Origin of the sequence: Methyloligella solikamskensis, assembly GCF_042676065.1 — a bacterium.
In the GTDB taxonomy this organism is placed as follows: Bacteria; Pseudomonadota; Alphaproteobacteria; order Rhizobiales; family Methyloligellaceae; genus Methyloligella; species Methyloligella solikamskensis.
Genome location: NZ_JBHTJO010000001.1, coordinates 1,806,321 through 1,829,149, shown reverse-complemented (window position 1 = coordinate 1,829,149; position 22,829 = coordinate 1,806,321). Strand labels below are relative to the sequence as shown.

The window sequence follows — 22,829 nt, the reverse complement described above, 5'->3', positions numbered from 1 at the left end:
CCAGGACTCACCCATGACCCGCAACCTGACCGAGGAAGAGATCGCCCAGGAGATCGAGGCCAATCTGACGGTGCTGGAGCGCCTAGCCGCGTTTCACCGGGACGAGGCCGGCTGGGACGAGATCTGGGAAGGGATGTTCGCCATCATGGCCGGCCATAAGGCCGCTGTGCGCCACGCCTTCAATCTCGATCCGCGCCGCTCGGTGCTCTATGCGGAGTTTCCCGATCTCCTCTGGTCGGCCTGCGATCCCCAACAACCCATCGCCTACGATCCTGTCTTCCGCGAGTTCGGCATGCCCGTCTTCGATGGCGGCCCGTCCCGCCTGACGCTGCCCTTCGATCCCTGGACCGGCAAGCCGCTGCCGGGCTCGGTGCGCGACGCCTATATGGACGAGGCGGAGAAGCGCTTCGGACCCGAGGTCGGCATCCTCGACGATATCCTCGACACCTTGCCCCAGGAGTTCCGCTCCGAGGCGTGGTGGATCGCCCGGGACCTTTGATAGCCGCCATGGACCGCCTGATCGCATCGCCCTACGCCAAGCGCCTCGCGAAAGAGCAGGGGATCGATCTGGCGCGTCTGACCGGCTCCGGCCCCAACGGGCGCATCATCGCCCGTGATATCGAAAGCGCGCCGAGACAGGCGCCGGCCGCGAAAGCCGCCACGAGCCCGCAAGCCCTGTCCGACGAGACCATCCTCGCCCTCTACGAGCCGGAGAGCTACGACCGGGTCGAGCATTCGACCATGAGCCGGATGATCGCCGAGAAGCTGTCCCAGGCGAAGGCGACCATCCCTCATTTCTATCTGACCATCGATTGCGAGCTCGATGCGCTGCTCGCCACCCGCAGGAAGGTCAACGCCGCCTCGCCCGCCGAAGGGCCGGACAAGTACCGCATCTCAGTCAACGACTTCCTGATCAAGGCCATGGCGCTGGCGCTCCAGAAAGTGCCCAAAGCCAACGCCACCTGGACGCAAGGCGGCATGCTCTTCCACAAGGCCTCCGATGTCGGCGTCGCGGTCGCATTGGAGGAGGGCGGCCTACACACACCCATCGTGCGCGATGCGGACACCAAGACCCTGAGGCACATCTCCGACGAGATGAAGGACCTCGCCAAGCGCGCACGCGGAAAACGCCTCGCGCCCCATGAATACCAGGGCGGCGTCACCGCCATCTCCAATCTCGGCATGTATGGCATCCGGGAGTTCTCAGCGATAATCAACCCGCCCCAGGCGAGCATCCTGGCGGTCGGAAAGGCGGAGAAGCAGCTCGTGCCCCGCGGCGAAGAGATCGCGACTGTCACCACCATGACCGTGACGCTCTCGTGCGATCACCGTGTGATCGACGGTGTGCTGGGCGCGAAGCTCCTGGCGGCCTTCAAGGGCTTCGTCGAAGATCCCGTCATGATGCTGATCTAGGATCGCCCCAAAGATCGCTCTCGAAGGATCGCCCTCTGAGACGGATCGCTCTATAACGCGCCCAATGACAACCGACCCGACATCGAAGACGACCTTTCGGCCCGGCACCCAGAACGATTCTTCGGCGCTTGCCATCCTGATCGATATCGCAGGCGAGGGGATCCCGTCGGCCCTGTGGCGCGGCATGAAGGAGCCCGAGCAATCGGTGCTTGAGTTCGGCCGCTTCCGGGCCCGCCGGGAGGAGGGGGAGTTCTCCTACCGCAATGCCGTCATGGCCGAGGTCGACGGCGAGGTGGCCGCGGCTCTGGTCGGCTTCCAGCTCGACGACCCGTACGACATGGGAAATCTGGACGAGGTTCCGGACTTCATCCGGCCTCTGGTCCTGCTGGAGGCCAAGGCCCCCGGCTCCTGGTACGTGAACATCCTGGCCTGCTTCGCCGAGTTCCGTCGCCGCGGGTTGGGCGAGGCTTTACTCGCCATCGCCGAAGAGCGCGCCAGAGAAGCGTCCGCGCCGGCGCTGAGCGTGATCGTGGGCAGCTGGAACGAGAACGCCGCCAGGCTTTATGCTCGCGCCGGCTATGCGGAAGCCGCCAGAGAAAAGGCACCGTCCCCCGAAGGAGACGACCGCGGCGAGTGGATTCTTATGGTGAAGCCGCTGCGATAAGGCGCTCAGAGCATAGCCGCCGACACTATCGCTTCACGGGCAAGCGCCTATATTCATCGGGCGGGCAGCAACGGACCCGCCTTCGATCGGAGGAGATCATGGGACCGGAAATCGGTTTCTTCGGCATGTTGATGATCGGCCTTGTCGCGGGTTATATCGCGGAGAAGGTGACGGCCAGCGATCACGGCCTGCTCACCAATCTGCTGGTCGGCATCGCCGGCTCGTTCGTGGGCGGCACGCTCGCCCAGCAAATCTTCGGCTATGATGATTACGGCTTCTGGGGCTCCATGCTTGTTGCCACCCTGGGCGCTATTCTGGTGCTATTCGTCTGGCGCCGCATTCGGGACTGAGAAGGGGTCGGTTCGCCATATGGTGACGTTGATCGACATGCGAGGGGGAAGGCGGCCGAAGCCGGAATCCGGCCGACCGCGCCATCCGGAGAAGATGCGGCTTCCGGATACGCCCGTGGTGCCCAAACCCTCCTGGATCCGCGTCAAGGCACCGGGGGGCGATGCGTTTCGCGAGACCCGCAGGATCGTCCAGAGCCACGGCCTCTCCACGGTCTGCGAGGAGGCGGCCTGTCCCAATATCGGCGAGTGCTGGGAGAAGCGCCACGCCACCTTCATGATTCTCGGTGAGATCTGCACCCGGGCCTGCGCCTTCTGCAACGTGGCGACGGGCAAGCCCGGCGCCCTGGACGGCGGCGAGCCGGAGCGGGTCGGCCGCGCGGCGGGCGATCTCGGCCTGGAGCATATCGTCATCACCTCCGTCGACCGGGACGATCTGAAGGACGGCGGGGCGGACCATTTCGCGAAGACCATCGCAGCGATCCGTCATCATGCGCCGGACACCACAGTCGAGGTCCTGACTCCGGATTTCCGCAAGAAGGACGGGGCGCTTGAGACCGTGCTGGCCGCCAAGCCCGACGTCTTCAATCACAACCTGGAGACCGTGCCGTCGCTCTACCGGCGCATCCGCCCCGGCGCCGACTACAGCCATTCCCTGGCGCTCCTGAAGGACGCCAAGCGCCACGACCCGGCAAGCTTCACCAAGTCGGGCATCATGGTGGGGCTGGGCGAGACCGACGACGAGGTCCTCGCCGTCATGGACGATATGCGCGAGGCCGAGATCGACTTCCTCACCATCGGCCAGTATCTCCAGCCGACCCGGAAACATGCGGCCATCGACCGATACGTGACGCCGGAGGCCTTCGAAGCCTATAAGGAGGCGGCTTACGCCAAGGGCTTCCTTCTCGTAGCCTCGAGCCCCTTCACGCGGTCGTCCTTCCATGCGGGCGAGGATTTCGCGAAGCTCAAGGCCGCCCGCGAAGCCGCGCTTCGCGCCTGAACGACACCCGAACCGATACCGTTTCCATGCATACTTACGAGGTCACTCACCGCGTCGGCCATTCCGCCCGCAACATGTTCGATCTGGTGGCCGACATCGAGAAGTATCCCGGCTATCTGCCGCTCTGCGAGGAGCTGAAGATCGTTCGCCGCGAAGATCGCGACGGCAAGCAGGTGGTCATCGCCAAGATGCAGGTGGGCTACAAGCTGATCCGCGAGAGCCTGACTACCGAGGTGGTGCTCGACCCGGCCGAGCGGCTGATCCTGGTGGAATATCTCGACGGTCCGTTCTCGTTCCTGCAGAACCGCTGGCACTTCAAGCCGCTCACGGACACGTCCTGCGATATCCATTTCTACATCCGCTACAGCTTCCGGTCGCGCATGTTGGAACGACTCATGGGCGGGCTGTTCGCCAAGGCGGTGCGCAAATACACGGAAGCCTTCGAGGAACGGGCGGACAAGGTCTACGGGCCGCCTTCCATGAAGCCGCGCTCCATAAGTGCCTGATTTTTCTCGACTGATTCCGCTTAGAGTATGGAAGCGAGCAGCTTCAGCGCGCGGTCGACGCTCAACGAGCGGACCTCCGTGCGCCCGGCATCGCCGAACAGCATGCGCTCCGACACCGGCTCTTCGCCACGCTTGGCGGCGGCAAGATAAACCAGCCCCACGGGCTTCTCGCTCTCCTGACCGCCGGGCCCGGCAATGCCCGTGATGGACAAGCCGATATCGGCACGCGACCGCTCCAGCACGCCTTCCAGCATGGCGAAGGAGACCGCCTTGCTGACCGCGCCTTCGGCATTGATCAGCTCGCCCGAGACGCCGAGCATCTGGATCTTCGCGACATTGGAGTAGGTGACGTAGCAGCGGTCCACGACTTCCGAGGAGCCGGGGATGGCCGTGAGCGTGCCGGCGAGCAACCCGCCGGTGCACGATTCGGCCAGCGCCAGCTGCAGCCCTTGCTCGCGGCACCGGTCGAGCACCGCGGCGGCCTGCGCCTCCAGCGTCTCGCCGATGCAGATGGTTTCCGTATCGTCCAGTTCGCTATGCACTGTGGCCCCGCTTGGTCCCTATGCGAGGTTGATGGTCACGGTCGCCATGGCCGCGATCCCTTCGCCCCGGCCGATCGCGCCGAGACCCTCATGGGTTGTGGCCTTCAGTCCAACACGATCCACGTCCAGAGCCAATAGCTCCGCGATGCGGCCGCGCATCGCATCCCTGTGAGGCCCGATCTTGGGGGCCTCGCACAGGATCGTGACGTCGGCATTGAGTATGCGGCCACCCCGGTCCGCCACACGGCGCAGCGCGTCCTTGATGAACACGGACGAATCGGCGCCAGCCCATTGCTGGTCCGACGGCGGGAAGTGGACGCCGATATCTCCATCGCCGATGGCCCCCAGAAGGGCGTCAGTCAGCGCGTGCAGCACCACATCCGCATCGCTATGGCCCGACAAGGCCATGTCGTGGGGGATCGACACGCCGCCCAGCACCACGGCATTGCCTTCGCCGAAGGCATGTACGTCGTAGCCGGACCCGATCCGCAATCCATCCAGCTGGGTCGCTCCCATCAGCCGCGCCTCCGCCAAAACGAAATCCTCACTGTTGGTCACCTTCTGATTGGCTTCCGATCCTTCGACCTGCGCAACGGGCAGCCCGTACCACTCCGCGATCGACGCATCGTCTGTGAAGGTCATGCTAAGCCCGGCCGCCGCCCGGTGGGCATCGAGGATCTCCTGGAACCGGAAACCCTGCGGGGTCTGCGCCCGCCACAGGCCCGCCCGGTCCACGGTCTCCGTCACGATCCCGTTCTTGCTCCGCTTCAGGGTATCGGTCACGGGCAGGCAGGGCAGGGCGCCCATAGTGGTCTTTAGGCTGTCGATCACCCGCTGGATCAGCGCCCCGTCCACGAAGGGCCGCGCCGCATCGTGAATGAGCACCTGGTCCGGCGGATCTCCCGCCAGCGCCTCCAGCCCTGAGCGCACCGAGTCCTGCCGTTGGGAGCCGCCAACCACCGCCGGCTTCAGCTTCGCCGACACGCCCTCGGCGATCTCGTCATAGCGTGCCTGATCGCCCTCATGGATCACCACCAGCACCTCGTCCACCGAGCCATGATCGCTGAACGCACGGATGGCGTGGGAAAGCATCGGCGCACCGCCGATTTGCCGGTACTGCTTGGGCGTTTCGTCCAAACCGGACTCGGCGCCAGCCGCCGATCCGCCCGGCTGAACTGCTCTGCGGCCGCGCCCGGCCGCCACGATTAACGCTGCAACCCTCACAAAAACTCCCCCTTCGTCATAAAAATCAGGTGGTTAAGCACATTGTCGCATCCGCACGATTGCCGTGTTGCTCCGCGGCACAAACCTGCGTATCGTGCACAATTAAATGTCATCTTGTCGTCTTGCGCAAAATTTGTGCATAGCGAATAGGTCGAGGGGGAACCGTCCTTTTGCAGGCCTTGAGTAAATCGCCGGCCTCCGATCCGTCCGGCCCGTCAAGCTATTCGCTCGAAGCGCTTTTGGGCGCGCTCCCGCATCCTCTTCTCGTGGTGGGTGATAATCTCCAGATCGAATACGCCAATAGCGCAGCGGAAGACTTTTTCCAAATGAGCATTGCGGTGCTGAGCCGGCATACCCTCGGGGATGTCGTCGCATTCGGCAGCCCGGTGATCTCTTTGGCCGAGCAGGTCCAGCGGACCGGCAGCACCGTCAACGAGTACGGCGTGGAGCTCTCCTCCTTCCGTCTCGATGCGCCAAAGCTGGTGGATCTCTATGCCGGCCCGGTGCCCGATGCGCCCGGCAAGGTGCTCATCATGCTGCAGCAGCGCTCCATTGCGCAGATGATCGAGCGCCAGCTCAACCATCGCGGTGCTGCGCGCTCCGTCTCCGCGCTGGCCGCCATCCTGGCCCATGAGATCAAGAACCCGCTGTCGGGTATAAGGGGTGCCGCTCAGCTCCTTGAGACCAACACCGACGAATCCGACCGTGCGCTCACCCAGCTGATCTGTAACGAGTCCGACCGCATCCTGAAGCTGGTGGACCGGGTGGAGATCTTCGGCGACGAGCGCCCGCTTGAGCGCGAGCCGGTCAACATCCACGACGTGCTCGACCACGTGAAGCAGGTCGCCGCCAACGGCTTCGCCCGCAACATCAAGATTATCGAGAATTACGACCCATCCCTGCCGCCGGTCCCGGGCAATCGGGACAAACTGGTGCAGGTCTATCTCAACCTCATCAAGAACGCCGCCGAGGCGCTTGGAGACGAGCCCGACGCTCAGATCACTCTGTCGACCGCCTTCCGTCCCGGCGTGCGTCTGTCGCTGCAAGGCGGCCGTTCGCGGGTCAGCCTGCCGCTTGAGATCTCCGTCGAGGATAACGGCTCCGGCATTCCGCCGGATCTGATGCCGAACCTGTTCGACCCATTCGTCACCACCAAGCAGACCGGCTCCGGCCTGGGTCTCGCCCTGGTGGCCAAGATCGTGAACGACCACGGCGGCATCATCGAATGCGATTCCCGGCCCAAGATGACCGTCTTCCGCACCCTCATGCCGGCAGCGGAAGGCGATCTGGCGCCAAACGAAAACCAAGAAAACGGCCAGGACTAAACCATGGCGAAGGGAAACATTCTCATCGCAGACGACGATGCGGCTATCCGCACCGTCCTGAACCAGGCGCTCGCCCGCGCCGGCTATTCGCCGCGCGCCACGGGCAACGCCTCCACCCTCTGGCGCTGGATCAGCCAGGGGGAGGGCGATCTCGTCATCACCGACGTGCTGATGCCCGACGAGAACGCGTTCGAGCTCATTCCGCGGGTGAAAAAGCTGCGGCCCGAGCTGCCCATCATCGTGATGAGCGCGCAAAACACCTTTATGACGGCCATCACGGCGACAGAGCGCGGTGCCTACGAATATCTGCCCAAGCCGTTCGACTTGAACGAGCTTGTGGCCGTGGTGGGCCGCGCGCTCGCCGAGCCGCGCAAGAAGACCCAGCGCCTGACGCCCGACGACAACGAGGGCATGCCGCTGATCGGGCGCAGCCCGGCCATGCAGGACATCTACCGGGTGCTGGCACGGCTGACCCAGACCGATCTCACGGTGATGATCACCGGCGAGTCCGGCACCGGCAAGGAGCTGGTCGCCCGCGCGCTGCATGAGTTCGGCAAGCGCAAGACCGGGCCCTTCGTTGCCATCAACATGGCCGCCATCCCGCGCGAGCTGATCGAATCCGAGCTTTTCGGCCACGAGAAGGGCGCCTTTACCGGCGCCCAGAACCGCCATGTCGGCCGCTTCGAGCAGGCCGAGGGCGGCACGCTCTTCCTGGACGAAATCGGCGACATGCCCATGGAAGCCCAGACGCGGCTGCTCCGCGTGCTCCAGGAAGGCGAATACACCACCGTCGGCGGCCGCACCCCGATCCGTACCAATGTGCGCATCATCGCCGCCACCAATCGCGACCTGAAGCAGCAAATCGATCAGGGCTTCTTCCGCGAAGATCTTTATTACCGGCTGAATGTCGTGCCGCTACGCCTGCCGCCCTTGCGGGAGCGCCTGGAGGACATCTCCGACCTCGTGCGCCACTTCCTGGCCATCGCCGAGAAGGAAGGTCTCCCGCCCAAGAGCGTTGAGCCGGGCGCCATCGAGCGCCTGAAGCGCTATCACTGGCCCGGCAATATTCGCGAGTTGGAGAATCTGGTCCGGCGGCTTTCGGCGATCTACGCCCAGGACATCATCACCACCGAGATGGTGGAGGCGGAGCTCGCCAGCACCACGCGGCCGGCCTTCGACAACCAGGCCGAGCAGCCCGGCGATCTGTCGGAATCCGTCGAGCGCTTCCTCAACGACTATTTCATGGGGTTCGGCCAGGAGCTGCCGCCCCCCGGCCTTTATAATCGCATCCTCAAGAAGGTTGAGTTTCCGCTTATCACCGCCGCCATCACGGCGACCCGCGGCAACCAGATCCGAGCTGCAGATCTCTTAGGCCTGAATCGCAATACCTTGCGCAAGAAGATCAGGGACTTAGGCATCAAGGTGATCCGCTCGCCCGGCGGTTGAAATCATAAACTTGTGGATGAGCGAAAAGACTGCGAGATTCCCCTCGCCAGTCGCCAAAGCGCCACAATGTGATCTTATTGCATCAGAGCTGCGTCAGCGGGGCCGATTCGCGTCTTTGAGGGACACTTCGGCCGTCCGTACAGCGGTCGTCATCCTATTGGCAGTCCTGGTGCGCGCTTTGCCCGCTCGCTTTGCACAGACCGTTTGGGGGAGTGGTGAGTAGCGTTTTTCACAAATTGCGCAGCGCCGTCACCAAGCGAGACGCCCAAGAGGACGCCGGCGCGAAAGACGCCGAGGCCAAAGCCGCCGACGAGACCACCACAGCTTCCGACGAGGATCTCGCCGATCCGGTTCTGACCGGCGGTAGCCCTGTGAAGGGCCGCAAGCGGCGCTGGTCGCGCCGGCGCATGGCCTTCACCCTCGGCCTCATCACCATGGTGCTGTCCCTCATCTCGGGCCTCGCCACCTATCTAATCCTGACCGGACTGACCCCCATCGTGCCGAGCCACGAGGTCGTCATCGGCGTGCTGATGATCAACGGCGCGCTGGTGCTGGCCATGATCGCAGTGTTGGCTTGGCAGGTCACGGGGCTCTGGCGCGCGCGGCGGCGGCAGACAGCCGGCGCCCAGCTCCATGTGCGCATCGCCAGCCTGTTCAGCGTGATCGCCGTGGTGCCGGCCATTCTGCTGGCCATCTTCGCCACCATCTCTCTCGATCGGGGCCTCGATCATTGGTTCTCCGACCGCACCAAATCGATCATCCAGAATTCCATCGACGTGGCGACGGCCTATCTCCAGGAGCACGGTCAGGTGATCCGGGCCGACACCCTCGGCATGGCAAAGGACATCGACGAGGCGGTAGGGCTGGTGCGCTCGCGCCCCCAAGGCTTCGGCAATTTCCTCACCGCCCAGGCCGCCATTCGGGCGCTGCCCATCGCTTATCTGATCGACGATCAGGGCGAGATCCTCGCCACCGCCGCGACCTTGCCTGACTTCCCGTACCGGCCACCGCCGGCGAAGGCCATGGAGCTCGCCAAGGACGGTCAGGCGATCGTCATCGCGCCCGGCAAGACCAACATGGTCGGCGCCATCAAGGCGCTGGAGAACTTCAACGACACCTATCTCTATGTGATCCGGCCGGTGAACGCGAAGGTGCTCACCCAGCTTCGCCAGACCCGCGCCTCGGTGACCGAGTATCAGCTATTGGAGCAGCGCCGCGCCGGCGTCCAGGTCGCCTTCGGCCTGATGTATATCGCCATCGCCCTGACCCTGCTGCTGTCGGCCATCTGGATCGGCATGTGGTTCGCCAACCGGCTGGTCGCCCCGATCGGCAAGCTGATGACCGCCGCCAAGCAGATCTCCGAAGGCAATCTCGCCGTGGAGGTGCCGGTGAACCGCGCCGACGGCGACCTTGCCATGCTTGGCACCACCTTCAACACCATGGCCGCCGATCTGAAGAACCAGCACGACGAGCTGATCGGCGCCAACGCCAAAGCCGAGGAGCGCCGCCGCTTCATGGAGGCGGTGCTCTCCGGCGTCACCGCCGGCGTGATCGGTGTCGACACCGCCGGCGTGATCACCCTGGTGAACCGGTCCGCCGAGACCCTGCTGGATCTCAAGAACAAGGCGATGACCGGCAAGCCGCTGGAGAAGATCGTGCCCCAGTTCGGCTCGCTTCTGGACCGCGCCCGGAAGCAGCAGAGCAAGCGCCTGATCACCGATCAGATCACCCTGAAGGTCGGCGAGCAGGAGCGCTACTTCGCCGTCCGTGTCACCTCAAAGGGCACGGGTCGCGAGCTGGAAGGCTACGTGGCCACCTTCGACGACATCACCGAGCTGGTCAGCGCCCAGCGCTCCACAGCCTGGGCCGATATCGCCCGGCGCATTGCGCATGAGATCAAGAACCCGCTGACCCCGATCCAGCTTTCCGCCGAGCGCATCCGCCGCAAATGGGGCGACAGCATCACCAAGGACCGCGAGATCTTCGATCAGTGCACCGACACGATCATTCGTCAGGTCGGCGATATCGGGCGCATGGTGGACGAGTTCTCCGACTTCGCCCGGATGCCCAAGCCGGTGATGGAGCCCCACGACGTCCGCGAGGTCCTGCGCGAGGCAATCTTCTTGTTCCAGGTCAGCCGCAGCGAGATCGACTTTGAGCTCGACGTGCCCGACGAGCCCGTCATCACCATGTGCGACCGCAGGCTGCTCTCCCAGGCGGTGACCAATCTGGTGAAGAACGCCAGCGAAGCCATCGACAGTGCGTTCGAAGCCGATCCCGAACGCACCGAGAAGGGCGAGGTCATCGGCAAGCTGGAAGTCAAGGGCGACCATATCGAGCTGAGCGTGATCGATAACGGCTGCGGCCTGCCCCAGGAGAACCGCCAGCGCCTGGTGGAGCCCTACATGACGACGCGTACGAAAGGCACCGGCCTCGGTCTCGCCATCGTGCAGCGCATCGTGGAGCAGCATGGCGGTGTGCTCCATCTCACCGACGCGCCGAGCCGCAAGGGCGTGACCCGGGGCGCCGCCATCCGGGTCGAACTGCCCCTGGTGGAGAACGAAGACAATACCGATCTTGCGGAAGGCGAGACGGATGAGAAGACCTCAAGCACCGCTGAGGCCGAAGCGGCCCCTAAAGCGGGCAAAAAGGAAAAAGAGGGAGTGAGCGATGGCATCTGACATTCTGGTGGTCGACGACGAGGCCGACATTCGCGAGCTCATTTCGGGCATTCTGGAAGACGAGGGTCACGAGACCCGTCTCGCCAAGGACAGCGACGAGACGCTGATGGCCATCGAGGAGCGCCGGCCCACCTTGGTGATCCTCGATATCTGGCTTATGGGCAGCAAGCTCGACGGGCTGGAGCTGCTCGATTCTATCAAGCAGGTGCACCCGGATCTGCCGGTGATCATCATCTCCGGCCACGGCAATATCGAAACCGCCGTCGCCGCCATCAAACGCGGCGCCTACGACTATATCGAGAAGCCGTTCAAGGCTGACCGGCTGGTGCTGATCACCTCGCGCGCCCTGGAGGCCTCGCGCCTGCGCCGGGAGAACCGCGAGCTGCGCGAGCGCAGCCCCCATTCCACGGAGATGATCGGCCACTCCGCCGCCATCTCCCAGCTGCGACACAGCATCGACAAGGTGGCGCCCACCAACAGCCGCGTGCTGATCACCGGCCCGTCCGGTTCCGGCAAGGAGCTGGCTGCACGCGTCATTCACGACAAATCCGCCCGCGCCGAAGGCCCGTTCGTGGTCATGAACGCGGCCGCCATGGTGCCGGACCGGGTGGAGCTGGAACTCTTCGGCACGGAGGAGGGGACCGGTCCCCGCAAGGTCGGCGCCCTGGAAGAGGCCCATAAGGGCACGCTCTATATCGACGAGATCGCCGACATGCCCCTGGAGACGCAAGGGAAGATCCTCCGCGTGCTGGTCGAGCAACGCTTCCAGCGCCTCGGCGGCGGCGCCAAGGTACATGTGGACGTCCGCATCATCTCGTCCACGGGCCGCGACCTGCAGAAGGAGATGGCCGCCGGAAACCTGCGCGAGGATCTCTATCACCGGCTCAACGTGGTGCCGATCAAGGTGCCGGGTCTGTCGGACCGCCGCGAGGACATCCCGGACCTGATCCGCTATTTCATCCAGCAGATCTCGGCGACCACGGGCCTGCCGCCGCGCAAGATCGGCGAGGACGCCGTCGCCGTGCTCCAGTCCCATGACTGGCCGGGCAATATCCGCCAGCTCCGCAACAATGTGGAGCGCCTGATGATTCTGGTCGGCGGCGATCCCGACAGCACCATCACCGCCGATATGCTGCCCGACGAGATCGTTTCGCCCGTGCCGCTCTCCATCAATGGCGGCGGCGGGGAGCATCTGATGTCGCTTCCGCTTCGCGATGCGCGCGAGATTTTCGAGCGCGAATACCTGCTCGCCCAGGTGAACCGATTCGGGGGAAACATCTCCAGAACTGCCGAATTTATCGGCATGGAGCGCTCAGCACTCCATCGTAAGCTCCGCGCTCTCGGCGTGAATGCCGCGGAAAGAACCGCTACGGCGCGCTAGCGGCACAGTGGGCATCCGCTAGTCTTTGCTTGCAGATTCGGGCTTCCATCGCGTCTAATGGCCGGTCTAGGGAGAAGGAAGACAAGGCGCCTTTTAAAAAAAAGGCCCATAAGCCACGAAGGGGACGGGGAAGCCCATGGCAACAGAGCGCGCTCAGAGTCTGCAGGACACATTTCTAAACCACGTACGGAAAACGAAGACGCCCCTCACCATATTCCTGGTGAATGGCGTTAAGCTCCAAGGCGTGGTGACCTGGTTCGATAGCTTTTGTGTCCTGCTGCGGCGGGATGGGCATTCGCAACTGGTCTACAAGCACGCCATTTCGACCATCATGCCGGGACAGCCCATACAGCTGACCGACATGGGCGAAACGGAAGGCGCGAGCGAGTAAGCGAGTAATTGCGGCAACACGATCCGAGACGGCAGACCCAGCAGGGTAAGGACGGTAGCGGAGACGACTCCGTCCGCACACCCGATGCGACCCGGGCTGTCGTCTTTTCTCCGCATCTGGAAGGCAAGAGCGGCAGCCGGGGCACCCCCGGCGCCCACGCCATGGCCACCCGCTCGCCCGAAGCGCGCCTGGAGGAGGCGGTCGGTCTCACCCGCGCCATCGAGCTTGAGGTGGTGGCCGAAGGCGTCGTGCCCGTGCCCAATCCCAGACCCTCGACCTTGTTCGGCTCGGGCAAGGTCGAGGAGCTGAAAGGCATCATCCGCGCCGAAGAGGCGGGGCTTGCCATCGTCGACCATCCGCTCACCCCCGTACAGCAGCGCAATCTAGAGCGCGCCTGGGACGTGAAGGTGCTCGACCGCACCGGGCTGATCCTGGAGATCTTCGGCGAGCGCGCGCTGACCAAAGAAGGCCGTCTTCAGGTGGAGCTGGCCCATCTCACCTATCAGAAGGGACGGCTTGTCCGGTCCTGGACCCATCTGGAGCGCCAGCGCGGCGGCGTCGGCTTCCTCGGCGGCCCCGGCGAGACCCAGATCGAGGCGGACCGGCGCATGATCCAGGAACGCATCACGTCGATCCGCCAGGACCTCACCCAGGTGCGCCGCACCCGCGCGCTGCACCGGAAATCCCGGGAGCGGGTGCCGTACCCGACTGTGGCGCTCGTCGGCTACACCAATGCCGGCAAGTCGACCCTGTTCAATCGCCTGACCGGCGCCGACGTGCTGGTGGAGGACAAGCTCTTCGCCACCCTCGACCCAACCATCCGCGCGATCCATCTGCCCGGCGGCTCCAAGGCCGTGCTCTCCGACACCGTGGGCTTCATCTCCGAGCTTCCCACCATGCTGGTGGAAGCCTTCCGCGCCACCCTCGAAGAGGTGGAAGAGGCCGACCTGATTTTGCACGTGCGCGACATCGCCGATCCCGATTCCGAAGGTCAGCGCGACGACGTGCTGAGCGTGCTCGGTGAGCTCGGCATCGACGCCGATGAGGACCCGGAGCGCATCCTGGAGGTCTGGAACAAGATCGACCTGCTCGAAAAAGAGGCATTGGCGGCGGCGACCAATGCCGCACCGCGGGATAGCGGCAAACCGCTGCTGATCTCCGCCATAACAGGGCAGGGCATCGAGGCGTTGCTCGCCGAGATAGAGCGTCGCCTCAACCGCACCCGGGAAAACCTCCAGATCGAGCTGGGGCCCGAAGAAGGCGCGCTTACCAATTGGATTTACGAGAATTGCGAGGTCGTGGAGCGCAACGAGCTCGGTGAGGGCGTCGTTGAGCTCGATGTCCGGGTGGCGCCGGAGAAGCGGGCCAGGCTCGCCAAGCTCGCCGGTCCGGAGCGCCTTCCCCCGGCTGCCGAATAATTCATCCTTACTGCGCTGCAGCATCGATTTTGTCTTGCGCTGCAGCAGACCGCATTGCCACAGATGCTTGAGTCAGAAGGCAAATTCCGAGTATGACATGAGCCCTCCGCGCTCCGCGGAGGGGGTCTGAGAACAAGCCGCAAGACGTGTCCGAGCCCACGGTCTCGGGACGCCTGAAGTCTGCTGGCATGCTGGGAAAACGCCATCGAGATGAAAAAAGACAAGGTCATTACAGCTGACCAAGCCATCGCCCTGATCCAAGACGATGACGTGATCTGCACGACCGGCTTCGTCCAGAGCTGCATTCCGGAGGCACTCCATGCCGCCCTGGAAAAACGCTTTGTCGAGGAAGGCGGGCCGAAGGGGCTGACGCTGATCATGTGCGCCGGCGCCGGCGACAGTAAGGGGCTGGGCACGGGCCGGCTGCATCACGAAGGCCTTCTGAAGCGCGTGATTGCCGCGAATTTCGGCCGCATGCCGAAGGTCGCCGAGGCCGCCGCCAACAACGAGATCCAGGGTTACAACCTGCCCCAGGGGGTGATCTCCAAGCTCTACCGTTCCTGCGCCGCCGGTCAGCCGGGCCTTTTCTCCAAGGTCGGCCTGCACACCTACGTCGATCCGCGCCTCGATGGCGGCAAGGTCAACGAGATGACCAAGGACGACATCGTGAGCGTCACCGAGGTCGAGGGCGAGGAGTGGCTTTTCTACAAGGCCACGCCCATCGACGTGGCGCTGATCCGCGCGACCTCCGCCGATCCCTCCGGCAATCTCAGCATGGAGAAGGAAGCGCTGACCCTCGACGGTCTCGCCCAGGCCATGGCCGCCTACAACAATGGCGGCATCGTCATTGTCCAGGTCGAGCGCATCGTGGAGCAGGGCTCCATCAAGCCCAAGGACGTGAAGATCCCCGGCATCATCGTCGATTGCGTGGTGGTGCCGGAAGAGGCGGAGCTGCACCGGATGAATTACGGGGTTATGTACGATCCCGCGCTGTCCGGCGAGATCCGCGTTCCGGTCGACGCGATTCCGCGGCTCCCTCTGGATGAGCGCAAGATCATCGCCCGCCGCGCGGCCTTCGAGCTGCCCATGAACGGCGTCATCAATCTGGGCGTGGGCGCGCCCGACGGCGTGTCCTCCGTTGCAGCCGAGGAGAAGGTCACGCCCTTCCTCACCATGACCACGGAAGCCGGCGCCATCGGCGGCGTGCTGGCCGGAGGCTCGAGCTTCGGCTCATCGGTCAACGCCGATACCATCATCGACCAGAACCAGATGTTCGATTTCTACCATGGCGGCGGTCTCGACCTGACCTGCCTCGGCATGGCGGAGTGCGATGCGGAAGGCAACGTCAACACGTCGCGCTTCGGCGGCAAGCTGAACGGCTGCGGCGGCTTCATCGACATCTCCCAGAACTCCCGCGCCGTGGTCTTCGCCGGCACCTTCACCGCTGGCGGCCTGAAGATCGCCGTGGAGGATGGCGAGCTGCGCATCATTCAGGAGGGCAAGCACCGGAAATTCGTGAAGGCGGTCAACCAGGTCACCTTCTCCGGCAAATACGCCGCCTCCCGGTCGCAGCCGGTGATCTACGTCACGGAGCGCTGCGTCTTCCTTCTGACGCCGGAAGGACTGGAGCTGATCGAGGTGGCGCCCGGCATCGACGTGGAGCGCGATATCCTGCCCCACATGGACTTCGAGCCGATCGTCAACAAGCCGGTGCAGATGAACCCAAAGATCTTCCGCGAGAAGCCCATGGATCTCATGGACGATCTGCTCAACCTGAACCTGGCCGAGCGCGTCTCCTACGATCCTGACCGCAACATCCTGTTCCTCAATCTGGAGGGCTGGAGCGTGCGGAAGAAGTCCGACGTCCAAGATCTCCAGAAGGTCCTCGTGGAGGCTTGCGAGAAGGCCGGAACGCGGGTCAACGCCGTGGTCAATCACGACGGCTGCCGCATCGCCGACGACCTCTACGACTGCTATGCGGGCATGATCGAGCACATGATGGAGCACTACTACGCCTCCACCACGCGCTACACGACCTCGGCCTTCATGCGCATGAAGATGCAGGAGGCGCTCAGCCGCCGCGGCCTGCCGCCTCATATCTTCGAGAAGAAGGAAGAGGCCCACGCAGCACTGGAGCCGGAAAGCGAGACCGAAGAGCCCGTGGCGTAAGCCAGCGGGAACTCAGACGACCTGCGGGATCGCAGACAAAGAGAGCAGGGCGGCTCAGCCGCCCGCTTTCTCCTGTTCCTTCGCCGCGTCCCACAGCGCATCCATCTCTTCCAGCGTCGCGTCCGCGATGGGCTTCGCGTCGTCCTTCAAGGCCTGCTCGATAGCCTGGAAGCGCCGGCGGAATTTCTCGTTGGCGCCCCGGAGGGCGGCTTCCGGATCGATCTTGAGATGGCGGGAGAGGTTCGCCATCACGAAGAGCAGATCGCCGAACTCCTCCTCCACATGAGCCTGGTCGCCCGACTGGATCGCCTCCTTCAGCTCGCCGAACTCTTCCTCCGCCTTGTCGAAGACCGGCGCCATGTCTGGCCAGTCGAAGCCCACCTTGGCCGCCCGCTTCTGCAGCTTCACCGCGCGGATGAGGGCGGGGAGGGGGAGGGGCACGTCGTCGAGAAGAGAGGAGGGAGCGCCCTGCTCTCCATTTGCGCGTTTCTCTTCTTCCTTCTCCTGGGCCTTGATCTCGTCCCAGCGCCCGGAGCCCAAAAAGCTGTCTCTTAGAGCGGGATCCTCGAAGACGTGCGGATGCCGCCGGACCATCTTGGCGGCGATGGCGTCGACTACGTCGCCGAACCCAAAGGCGTCTTCCTCATCCGCCATCTGGGCGTGATAGACGACCTGAAAGAGCAGGTCGCCCAACTCGTCCTTGAGCCCAGCGCAATCGTCCCGGGCAATCGCGTCCGCCACCTCGTAGGCTTCCTCGATGGTGTAAGGCGCGATGGATGAGAAATCTTGCTTGGCGTCCCAGGGGCAGCCCGTCTCGGGATCCCGCAAGCGCCGCATGATGGCGAGCAGTGCATCCAGCGTGTAGCGGCCGTCGGCGTCTCTCTCGAACTCTGTCTCGTTGGCCATGGATACCGATCCGTGATGAGGAGGCGGGGAAGGGCGCTCGAAAATTCTCAAGCGTGAACGACTCGGGCTATCATAGCCGCCAGGCGCGGCCCAAGCCTCCCCCCTCCACTCGGGAAAGTATCTTCCATACAGGGCCGACTGATCATCCGAACCGACTGTTCGAGCATCCGCATAAGGAGGGGCTGCAAAATCTTGCTCGGATCAGGAGGTTATCGATGAAGCTTTCCGCGCAACTTTCCGCTCCCATTTACCGTCTCAAGCGTCAGGCCAAGCAGCTCGCCCGCGAGGCGAGCATTCCGCTCCACGCGGCTCTTGACCGCATCGCCCAACAGGAAGGCTATCGCTCCTGGAGCCTGCTCGCCGCGAGCCACGCGCAAGCCGGCCCCGCGACCCGTCTCCTTCCGAAACTGCGGCCCGGCGAGCTCATGTTGCTCGGCGCACGGCCGGGCCAGGGCAAGACGCTCCTAGGCCTTGAGCTTGCCATGGAAGCGATGAGGCAGGGCGCACCGAGCTGGATCTTCAGCCTCGAAGAGACGGAGGACAGTCTCGCCATCCGCTTACGCGATCTGGGGCTCGAGACCGGCCGTTACGACAGCCTTCTCTCTCTCGATTGCTCCGATCGCATAACGGCCACTCACATCGTCGAAAATCTGAGCACGACACCTCAAAGGACACTGGTCGTCATCGACTACCTTCAGCTTCTCGATCAACGCCGCGAAACGCCAAGCTTGGAAGAGCAGGTGCGAAGCCTGAAGAGGTATGCGGAGCAGCGGGGCCTGATCGTCGTCTGCCTGTCTCAGATCGACCGGAGCTACGATCCCACGCGGAAGCCCTGTCCGGACATGGGGGATGTGCGTCTGCCGAACCCGCTCGATCTCGCGCTGTTCGACAAGTCGTGCTTCCTGAATGACGGGAAGGTGCGCCTCAGCCCGTCACGGTAGAGCGCTTGAACGGGGCAGATTTATCGTTTCGGGGGAAGAGGTTAGCGCTGCAGGGGAAGAGGACGGCTGCAAGCGTTTTACGCACGCGCCCCTGCAAAACCGCCCATATCCGAAATTCGCATAAGGTATATTATGGAAAATATAGCGATATGCGGATCCGGGGCGATATCCGCTAAAATTGCACAGATCAGGCGAATGCAATCAGCGTCCGCCCGATCGCGCCTGTCCCTATTTCTCGTACTGATCGCGCACCAGACGGTCGAGCAGCCGCACGCCGAAGCCCGAGCCCCAGCTGCGGTTAACGTCGGTCTCCGGGCTCCCCATCCCCATGCCGGCGATGTCGAGATGCGCCCACGGCGTCTCCGACTTCACGAAGCGCTGCAGGAACTGAGCGGCGGAGATCGAGCCGCCCCACCGTCCGCCGGTGTTCTTGATGTCGGCGACTTTGGAGTCGATCAGCTTGTCGTATTTCGGTCCGAGGGGCAGGCGCCAGAGCTTCTCGCCACTCTCCTCCCCTGCCTTGATCAGCTCGTCCGACAGCTCGTCATTGTTGGAGAAGAGACCGGCATGCTCTTTGCCGAGCGCCACCATGACGGCACCAGTCAGCGTGGCGAGATTGATCATCGCCTTCGGCTTGAACCGGTCCTGGGTGTACCAAAGGCAGTCGGCCAGAACCATGCGCCCTTCGGCGTCGGTGTTCAGCACCTCGATGGTCGTGCCCGACATGGCCTGCACCACGTCGCCGGGACGCATGGCGTTGCCGTCAGGCATGTTCTCCACCACGCCGATCACACCGACCGCATTGACCTTCGCCTTCCGCTCGGCGAGCTCGTGCATCAGTCCGACGACGCAGGCAGCACCTGCCATATCGCCTTTCATGTCTTCCATGCCGCTGGCGGGCTTGAGCGAAATGCCGCCAGCGTCGAAAACGACGCCCTTGCCGACGAAAGCGATGGGCGCCCCGCTCTTCTCGCCGGCACCCTTCCACTGCATGACGACCACGTGGCTCGGCTGAGTGCTGCCCTGCCCCACGGCGAGCAGCGCGTTCATGCCCATCCGCTTCAGCCGCTGCTCGGTCAGCACCTCGACCTCGACGCCGAGCTTGGCGAGGGTCCGGGCCCGCTTGGCGAATTCCTGGGGCGTCAGGACATTGGCCGGCTCATTGACCAGATCGCGCGCGAAGTTGACCCCGCGCCCCACGGCCTTTTCCTTGGTGAAGGCGCGCTGAGCTGCCCGTGGGTCGGCGCAATGGATGACGATCTTCTTGAGAGTCTTCTCAGGTGTCGCCTTGCCGTCGTCGCCGGCATTCTTCTTGGACTTGTATTTCTTGAAGCCATAGGAGCGCAGGACCGTGCCGAGCGCGAAGCTGGCGACATCCTCAGGCGAAAGCTCCGCCTTCACCGCCTCCAGGAAGACATGGGCCTCAGGCGCTTCCTTGCCGGTGACGGCTGCCCTCACCTTCCCGCCGAGATTGAGCCAATCCTCGTTGGCGACCTCTTCCGGGTTGCCGAGGCCGGCGAGCACGATACGCGAGCAGTTCAGATTGGCCGGCGCCAGCAGATCGACGGAGCTGTCCTTCTTGCCCTTGAAATCCGTCACCTTCATTGCCTTGGCGAGAAGCCCCTTGGACTCCTTGTCGAAAGCCTTTGCGGATTCGGTGAGCTTGGGCCCCTCCTCCGCAAAAACCACGACGACACCGTCGCTTTTGGCGGTGAGGCTTGCGAAGGAAATCGTTGTCTGATCTGTCAAAGGACTGCTCCGTTATGATCGCGCGAATGACGGGCCGCGCCCGATTGCCGCGCAGGGTAGCCTTCGGCGGAAATTCGCGAGAAAAGAGGCCCTGCGGATGATGCAATCGCGCAACAGCGATCAAGATAATGCTTCGGCGTAACTACCGGTTGCCGCTGCGGAAAGCAAGCGGCGCTCATGGCCGAATTTCCGCCATTTTACCCTGTGTTTATCGCCTGAGGCGCAATTTCTTCGGCGCCTCTGAGGGGGAACCCACGGGGTGCCAATTGGGGGGCACATGACCGGGGGATACCGTACATTGTCATGATGCCCATCGGCCCAACACTTTTCAGTCGGTACGTGTTCCGGCAGGTGGCGAGCGCGTTTCTGCTCATCCTCCTGACGCTGACGGGCATCGTCTGGATGGCCACGGCGCTGAAGCAGCTCGACCTGCTGACCTCCAAGGGTCAGGGCATCCTCCTGTTTCTTCACATGACGATGCTCACCCTGCCGAGCCTGATCGGGCTGATCGCGCCCAACGCGGTGCTTATGTCGGTGCTCTACACTCTCGACCGCATGAACAGCGACAGCGAGGTGATCGTCACCGCAGCCTCCGGTGGCACCATCTGGCGCATCGGCTCCGCCCTGCTCACCCTCGCCGCCATCGTGTCGGCCTGCATTCTGCTCATCAATGTGTTCGTGACGCCCGCCAGCTCCCGCGCCTTGCGCGATCTGATCCTCGAGGTGCGTACGGACCTGATCTCACAAGTCCTTCAGCCAGGCCGTTTTTCCAGCCCCATGACGGGCCTGACCTTCCATATCCGCGATCGCGACGATTCCGGCGACATGCTGGGTCTCCTGGTGCATGACGAGCGCGATCCCGAAACCACCATGAGCTATCTCGCCAAGCGCGGCCGCATCCTGAAGCACGACGGCGACGCGTATCTCGTGATGTTCGACGGCCAGGTGCACCGCTCCAACAATGGCGAGACGGACAAGGGCGTGCAGATCGTCGATTTCGATCAGTACATGCTGAACATCTCGACCTTCTCCCCCACCGGAGACAGCGACCGGACCCTGAAGCCCAAGGAGCTATCGCTCTGGGAGCTGCTCAACCCGGATCCGGAGAACGTCAAAGGCGGCATGGGCAAGATCCGCTCAGAGCTCCACGAGCGTCTCTCCTCCCCGCTCTACCCCATGCTGTTCACGTTTCTCGCGGTCAGCGTGCTGGGGCACGCCCGCACAACCCGTCAAGGGCGCTGGGGTCCGATCATGTTCGTGGTCGGGACGGCCGTTGCAATCAGAATCGCAGGCATCACAATGACGAACCTTGTTGCCTTGAATCCATGGGCCGCCGTGCCGCTTTATGCTATTCCAATAGCTGCGATTCTCGTTGCGGCCTGGGCCGCGCACGTTAGAATGGCGCCAGAATTGCGATCCAAATGGAGTCTGGATCTTAAGTCCAAGCTCCCAAACATAAAATTCGGGATCGCACGGGGGATTAAGGCGAAGTGAGAGCGCAGATGCCAGGCATCAGTGCAGCAGGGACACTTGCGCGCTATTTTTCAGTGCGTTTCCTGGTGGCTATGGTCGCCGTGTTCACCCTGTGCTGCCTGCTCATCTTTTTCGTCGATTTCATCGAGATGCTGCGTCGCGCCGGCAATTACGACGGCGATATCTCGCCTGCGATGCTGATTGGCATCACCTTGCTGCGCGTGCCCTCCTTCTCAGAGCTCACCCTGCCCTTCGCCGTGCTCATCGGCACCATCATCGTGTTCGTGATGTTCAGCCGTTCGTCCGAGCTGGTCGTGGTGCGTGCTGCGGGCATTTCCGTCTGGCAGTTCACCCTTCCCGCCATTCTCGTCGCCGGCGTGCTCGGCGTCGGATTCGTGTTGCTGTACAACCCCCTCGCCGCCATGGCTCGCGCCCAGGCCGAGGAGATGTACACCGCCGCCTTCGGCAAGGACGAATCCGTCATGAGCAGCAGCAACAAGGGCGGTGCCTGGCTGCGGGAAGATGGCGTCGACGGACCGTCCGTGCTCCAGGCCACCCATGTCCTGAACCAGGGGCTGGAGCTTCGCGGCGTCACCGTCTTCCAGTACGACAAGAAAAATAACCTGACCGAGCGGGTCGCGGCCGATAAGGCGGTCCTGAAGAACGGCCGCTGGGAGCTGGAGAACGCCTGGGTCACGCCCATCGGCGCCGAGCCTCAGCAGCATCAGCGCTATCTCCTCAGCACCTACCTCTCCCCCACCCAGGTGCGCGATAGCTTGGGCACGGTGTTCTCGATTTCCTTCTGGGATCTGCCGAATTTCATTGAGATCGCCGAGAAAGCCGGCCTTCCCGCGACCCAGTACCGCGTGCAGTACCACCTGCTCCTGTCGCGGCCCTTCTTGCTGATGACCATGGTTCTGGTCGCCGCCACCTGCTCTTTGCGCGCATTTCGCCAGGGAAATGCCCAGATGCAGGCTGTGGTCGGCCTCGTTGCGGGCTTCGGATTCTTCCTTTTTTCAGAAGTTTCGAGGAATTTCGCTCTTGCAGGGCTCACGTCGGCCATCGCGGCTGCCTGGGTCCCGGTAATAATCGCCGCAAGTCTTGCGGTAACGGTTCTCCTGTATAAGGAGGACGGATGATGGCCTTTGTATTGAGTATGCCGCGTGTCACTCGCCGGGCCCTGCCCGGCCTTGCTGCGTCTATGGGCGAGATTTTCTCGCGTGCGCAGCGTGATTCTGCACGCCTGGCATCGG

Annotated in this window: 20 protein-coding genes; 16 read left to right on the top strand and 4 right to left on the bottom strand. The window is 63.6% G+C overall.

The window, feature by feature from the left end; genetic code table 11:
- Positions 1-13: 13 nt before the first annotated feature.
- From ACFQ2F_RS08900 to ACFQ2F_RS08875, 6 genes are all read left to right on the top strand, one after another.
- On the top strand, positions 14-499 hold the full coding sequence (locus ACFQ2F_RS08900) for a DUF6980 family protein (RefSeq protein ID WP_379088772.1): 486 nt from the start codon (positions 14-16) through the stop codon (positions 497-499).
- Between the two features lie 8 nt (positions 500-507).
- Positions 508-1,413, top strand: a complete 906-nt coding sequence (locus tag ACFQ2F_RS08895) for a 2-oxo acid dehydrogenase subunit E2 (protein ID WP_379088769.1) — start codon at positions 508-510, stop codon at positions 1,411-1,413.
- Between the two features lie 64 nt (positions 1,414-1,477).
- Positions 1,478-2,077, top strand: coding sequence for a GNAT family N-acetyltransferase (locus ACFQ2F_RS08890; RefSeq protein WP_379088766.1), 600 nt, complete (start codon positions 1,478-1,480; stop codon positions 2,075-2,077).
- A 98-nt stretch (positions 2,078-2,175) separates the two neighbouring features.
- Positions 2,176-2,427 carry a GlsB/YeaQ/YmgE family stress response membrane protein gene (locus ACFQ2F_RS08885; protein WP_379088763.1) on the top strand — a complete coding sequence of 84 codons (252 nt, stop codon included), beginning with the start codon at positions 2,176-2,178 and terminating at the stop codon, positions 2,425-2,427.
- Positions 2,428-2,446: 19 nt separating this feature from the next.
- On the top strand, positions 2,447-3,424 hold the full coding sequence (gene lipA / locus ACFQ2F_RS08880; RefSeq protein WP_379088761.1) for a lipoyl synthase: 978 nt from the start codon (positions 2,447-2,449) through the stop codon (positions 3,422-3,424).
- A gap of 26 nt (positions 3,425-3,450) precedes the next feature.
- A complete protein-coding gene (locus ACFQ2F_RS08875; protein ID WP_379088759.1) occupies positions 3,451-3,930 on the top strand; it encodes a type II toxin-antitoxin system RatA family toxin in 480 nt (159 codons plus the stop codon).
- Between the two features lie 20 nt (positions 3,931-3,950).
- Here the strand turns inward: ACFQ2F_RS08875 and ACFQ2F_RS08870 are convergent, their stop codons facing one another.
- Positions 3,951-4,472 carry a CinA family protein gene (locus ACFQ2F_RS08870; RefSeq protein ID WP_379088756.1) on the bottom strand — a complete coding sequence of 174 codons (522 nt, stop codon included), beginning with the start codon at positions 4,470-4,472 and terminating at the stop codon, positions 3,951-3,953.
- Positions 4,473-4,490: 18 nt separating this feature from the next.
- A complete protein-coding gene (locus ACFQ2F_RS08865) occupies positions 4,491-5,696 on the bottom strand; it encodes a bifunctional 2-C-methyl-D-erythritol 4-phosphate cytidylyltransferase/2-C-methyl-D-erythritol 2,4-cyclodiphosphate synthase (RefSeq protein WP_379088753.1) in 1,206 nt (401 codons plus the stop codon).
- A gap of 179 nt (positions 5,697-5,875) precedes the next feature.
- On the opposite strand from ACFQ2F_RS08865, the gene ACFQ2F_RS08860 reads away from it, so the two are divergent.
- The 7 genes from ACFQ2F_RS08860 to ACFQ2F_RS08830 all read left to right on the top strand — a co-directional run bounded on the left by ACFQ2F_RS08860 (position 5,876) and on the right by ACFQ2F_RS08830 (position 16,507).
- Positions 5,876-7,021, top strand: coding sequence for a two-component system sensor histidine kinase NtrB (locus ACFQ2F_RS08860; RefSeq protein ID WP_379088750.1), 1,146 nt, complete (start codon positions 5,876-5,878; stop codon positions 7,019-7,021).
- A 3-nt stretch (positions 7,022-7,024) separates the two neighbouring features.
- Complete coding sequence (gene ntrC, locus ACFQ2F_RS08855; protein ID WP_379088747.1) at positions 7,025-8,467, top strand: nitrogen regulation protein NR(I); 1,443 nt, start codon at positions 7,025-7,027, stop codon at positions 8,465-8,467.
- A gap of 215 nt (positions 8,468-8,682) precedes the next feature.
- Positions 8,683-11,148 carry a sensor histidine kinase NtrY-like gene (locus ACFQ2F_RS08850; protein WP_379088744.1) on the top strand — a complete coding sequence of 822 codons (2,466 nt, stop codon included), beginning with the start codon at positions 8,683-8,685 and terminating at the stop codon, positions 11,146-11,148.
- A complete protein-coding gene (ntrX, locus tag ACFQ2F_RS08845) occupies positions 11,138-12,529 on the top strand; it encodes a nitrogen assimilation response regulator NtrX (RefSeq protein ID WP_379088741.1) in 1,392 nt (463 codons plus the stop codon). The genes ACFQ2F_RS08850 and ntrX overlap by 11 nt, the downstream gene beginning before the upstream one ends.
- A gap of 136 nt (positions 12,530-12,665) precedes the next feature.
- Positions 12,666-12,920: an RNA chaperone Hfq gene (gene hfq, locus ACFQ2F_RS08840; protein ID WP_379088738.1), complete on the top strand. Its 255-nt coding sequence runs from the start codon at positions 12,666-12,668 to the stop codon at positions 12,918-12,920.
- A gap of 8 nt (positions 12,921-12,928) precedes the next feature.
- Entirely contained in the window at positions 12,929-14,338 is a 1,410-nt protein-coding gene (gene hflX / locus ACFQ2F_RS08835) for a GTPase HflX (protein ID WP_379088735.1), read from the top strand.
- Between the two features lie 210 nt (positions 14,339-14,548).
- Positions 14,549-16,507 (top strand): acyl CoA:acetate/3-ketoacid CoA transferase, encoded by a 1,959-nt coding sequence (locus ACFQ2F_RS08830; RefSeq protein ID WP_379088732.1) that lies wholly within the window; start codon positions 14,549-14,551, stop codon positions 16,505-16,507.
- 54 nt (positions 16,508-16,561) lie between these two features.
- On the opposite strand, the gene mazG is transcribed toward ACFQ2F_RS08830, so the two are convergent.
- Positions 16,562-17,413: a nucleoside triphosphate pyrophosphohydrolase gene (gene mazG, locus ACFQ2F_RS08825; protein WP_379088729.1), complete on the bottom strand. Its 852-nt coding sequence runs from the start codon at positions 17,411-17,413 to the stop codon at positions 16,562-16,564.
- A gap of 215 nt (positions 17,414-17,628) precedes the next feature.
- Between mazG and ACFQ2F_RS08820 the strand changes: the two genes are divergently transcribed.
- A complete protein-coding gene (locus ACFQ2F_RS08820) occupies positions 17,629-18,354 on the top strand; it encodes a DNA helicase (RefSeq protein WP_379088726.1) in 726 nt (241 codons plus the stop codon).
- Between the two features lie 228 nt (positions 18,355-18,582).
- Here ACFQ2F_RS08820 and ACFQ2F_RS08815 read toward each other — a convergent pair whose 3' ends face one another.
- Positions 18,583-20,103, bottom strand: a complete 1,521-nt coding sequence (locus ACFQ2F_RS08815; RefSeq protein ID WP_379088723.1) for a leucyl aminopeptidase — start codon at positions 20,101-20,103, stop codon at positions 18,583-18,585.
- A gap of 303 nt (positions 20,104-20,406) precedes the next feature.
- On the opposite strand from ACFQ2F_RS08815, the gene lptF reads away from it, so the two are divergent.
- On the top strand, positions 20,407-21,597 hold the full coding sequence (gene lptF / locus ACFQ2F_RS08810) for an LPS export ABC transporter permease LptF (RefSeq protein ID WP_379088720.1): 1,191 nt from the start codon (positions 20,407-20,409) through the stop codon (positions 21,595-21,597).
- 8 nt (positions 21,598-21,605) lie between these two features.
- Entirely contained in the window at positions 21,606-22,715 is a 1,110-nt protein-coding gene (gene lptG / locus ACFQ2F_RS08805) for an LPS export ABC transporter permease LptG (RefSeq protein WP_379088717.1), read from the top strand.
- The last annotated feature ends 114 nt before the right edge of the window (positions 22,716-22,829 follow it).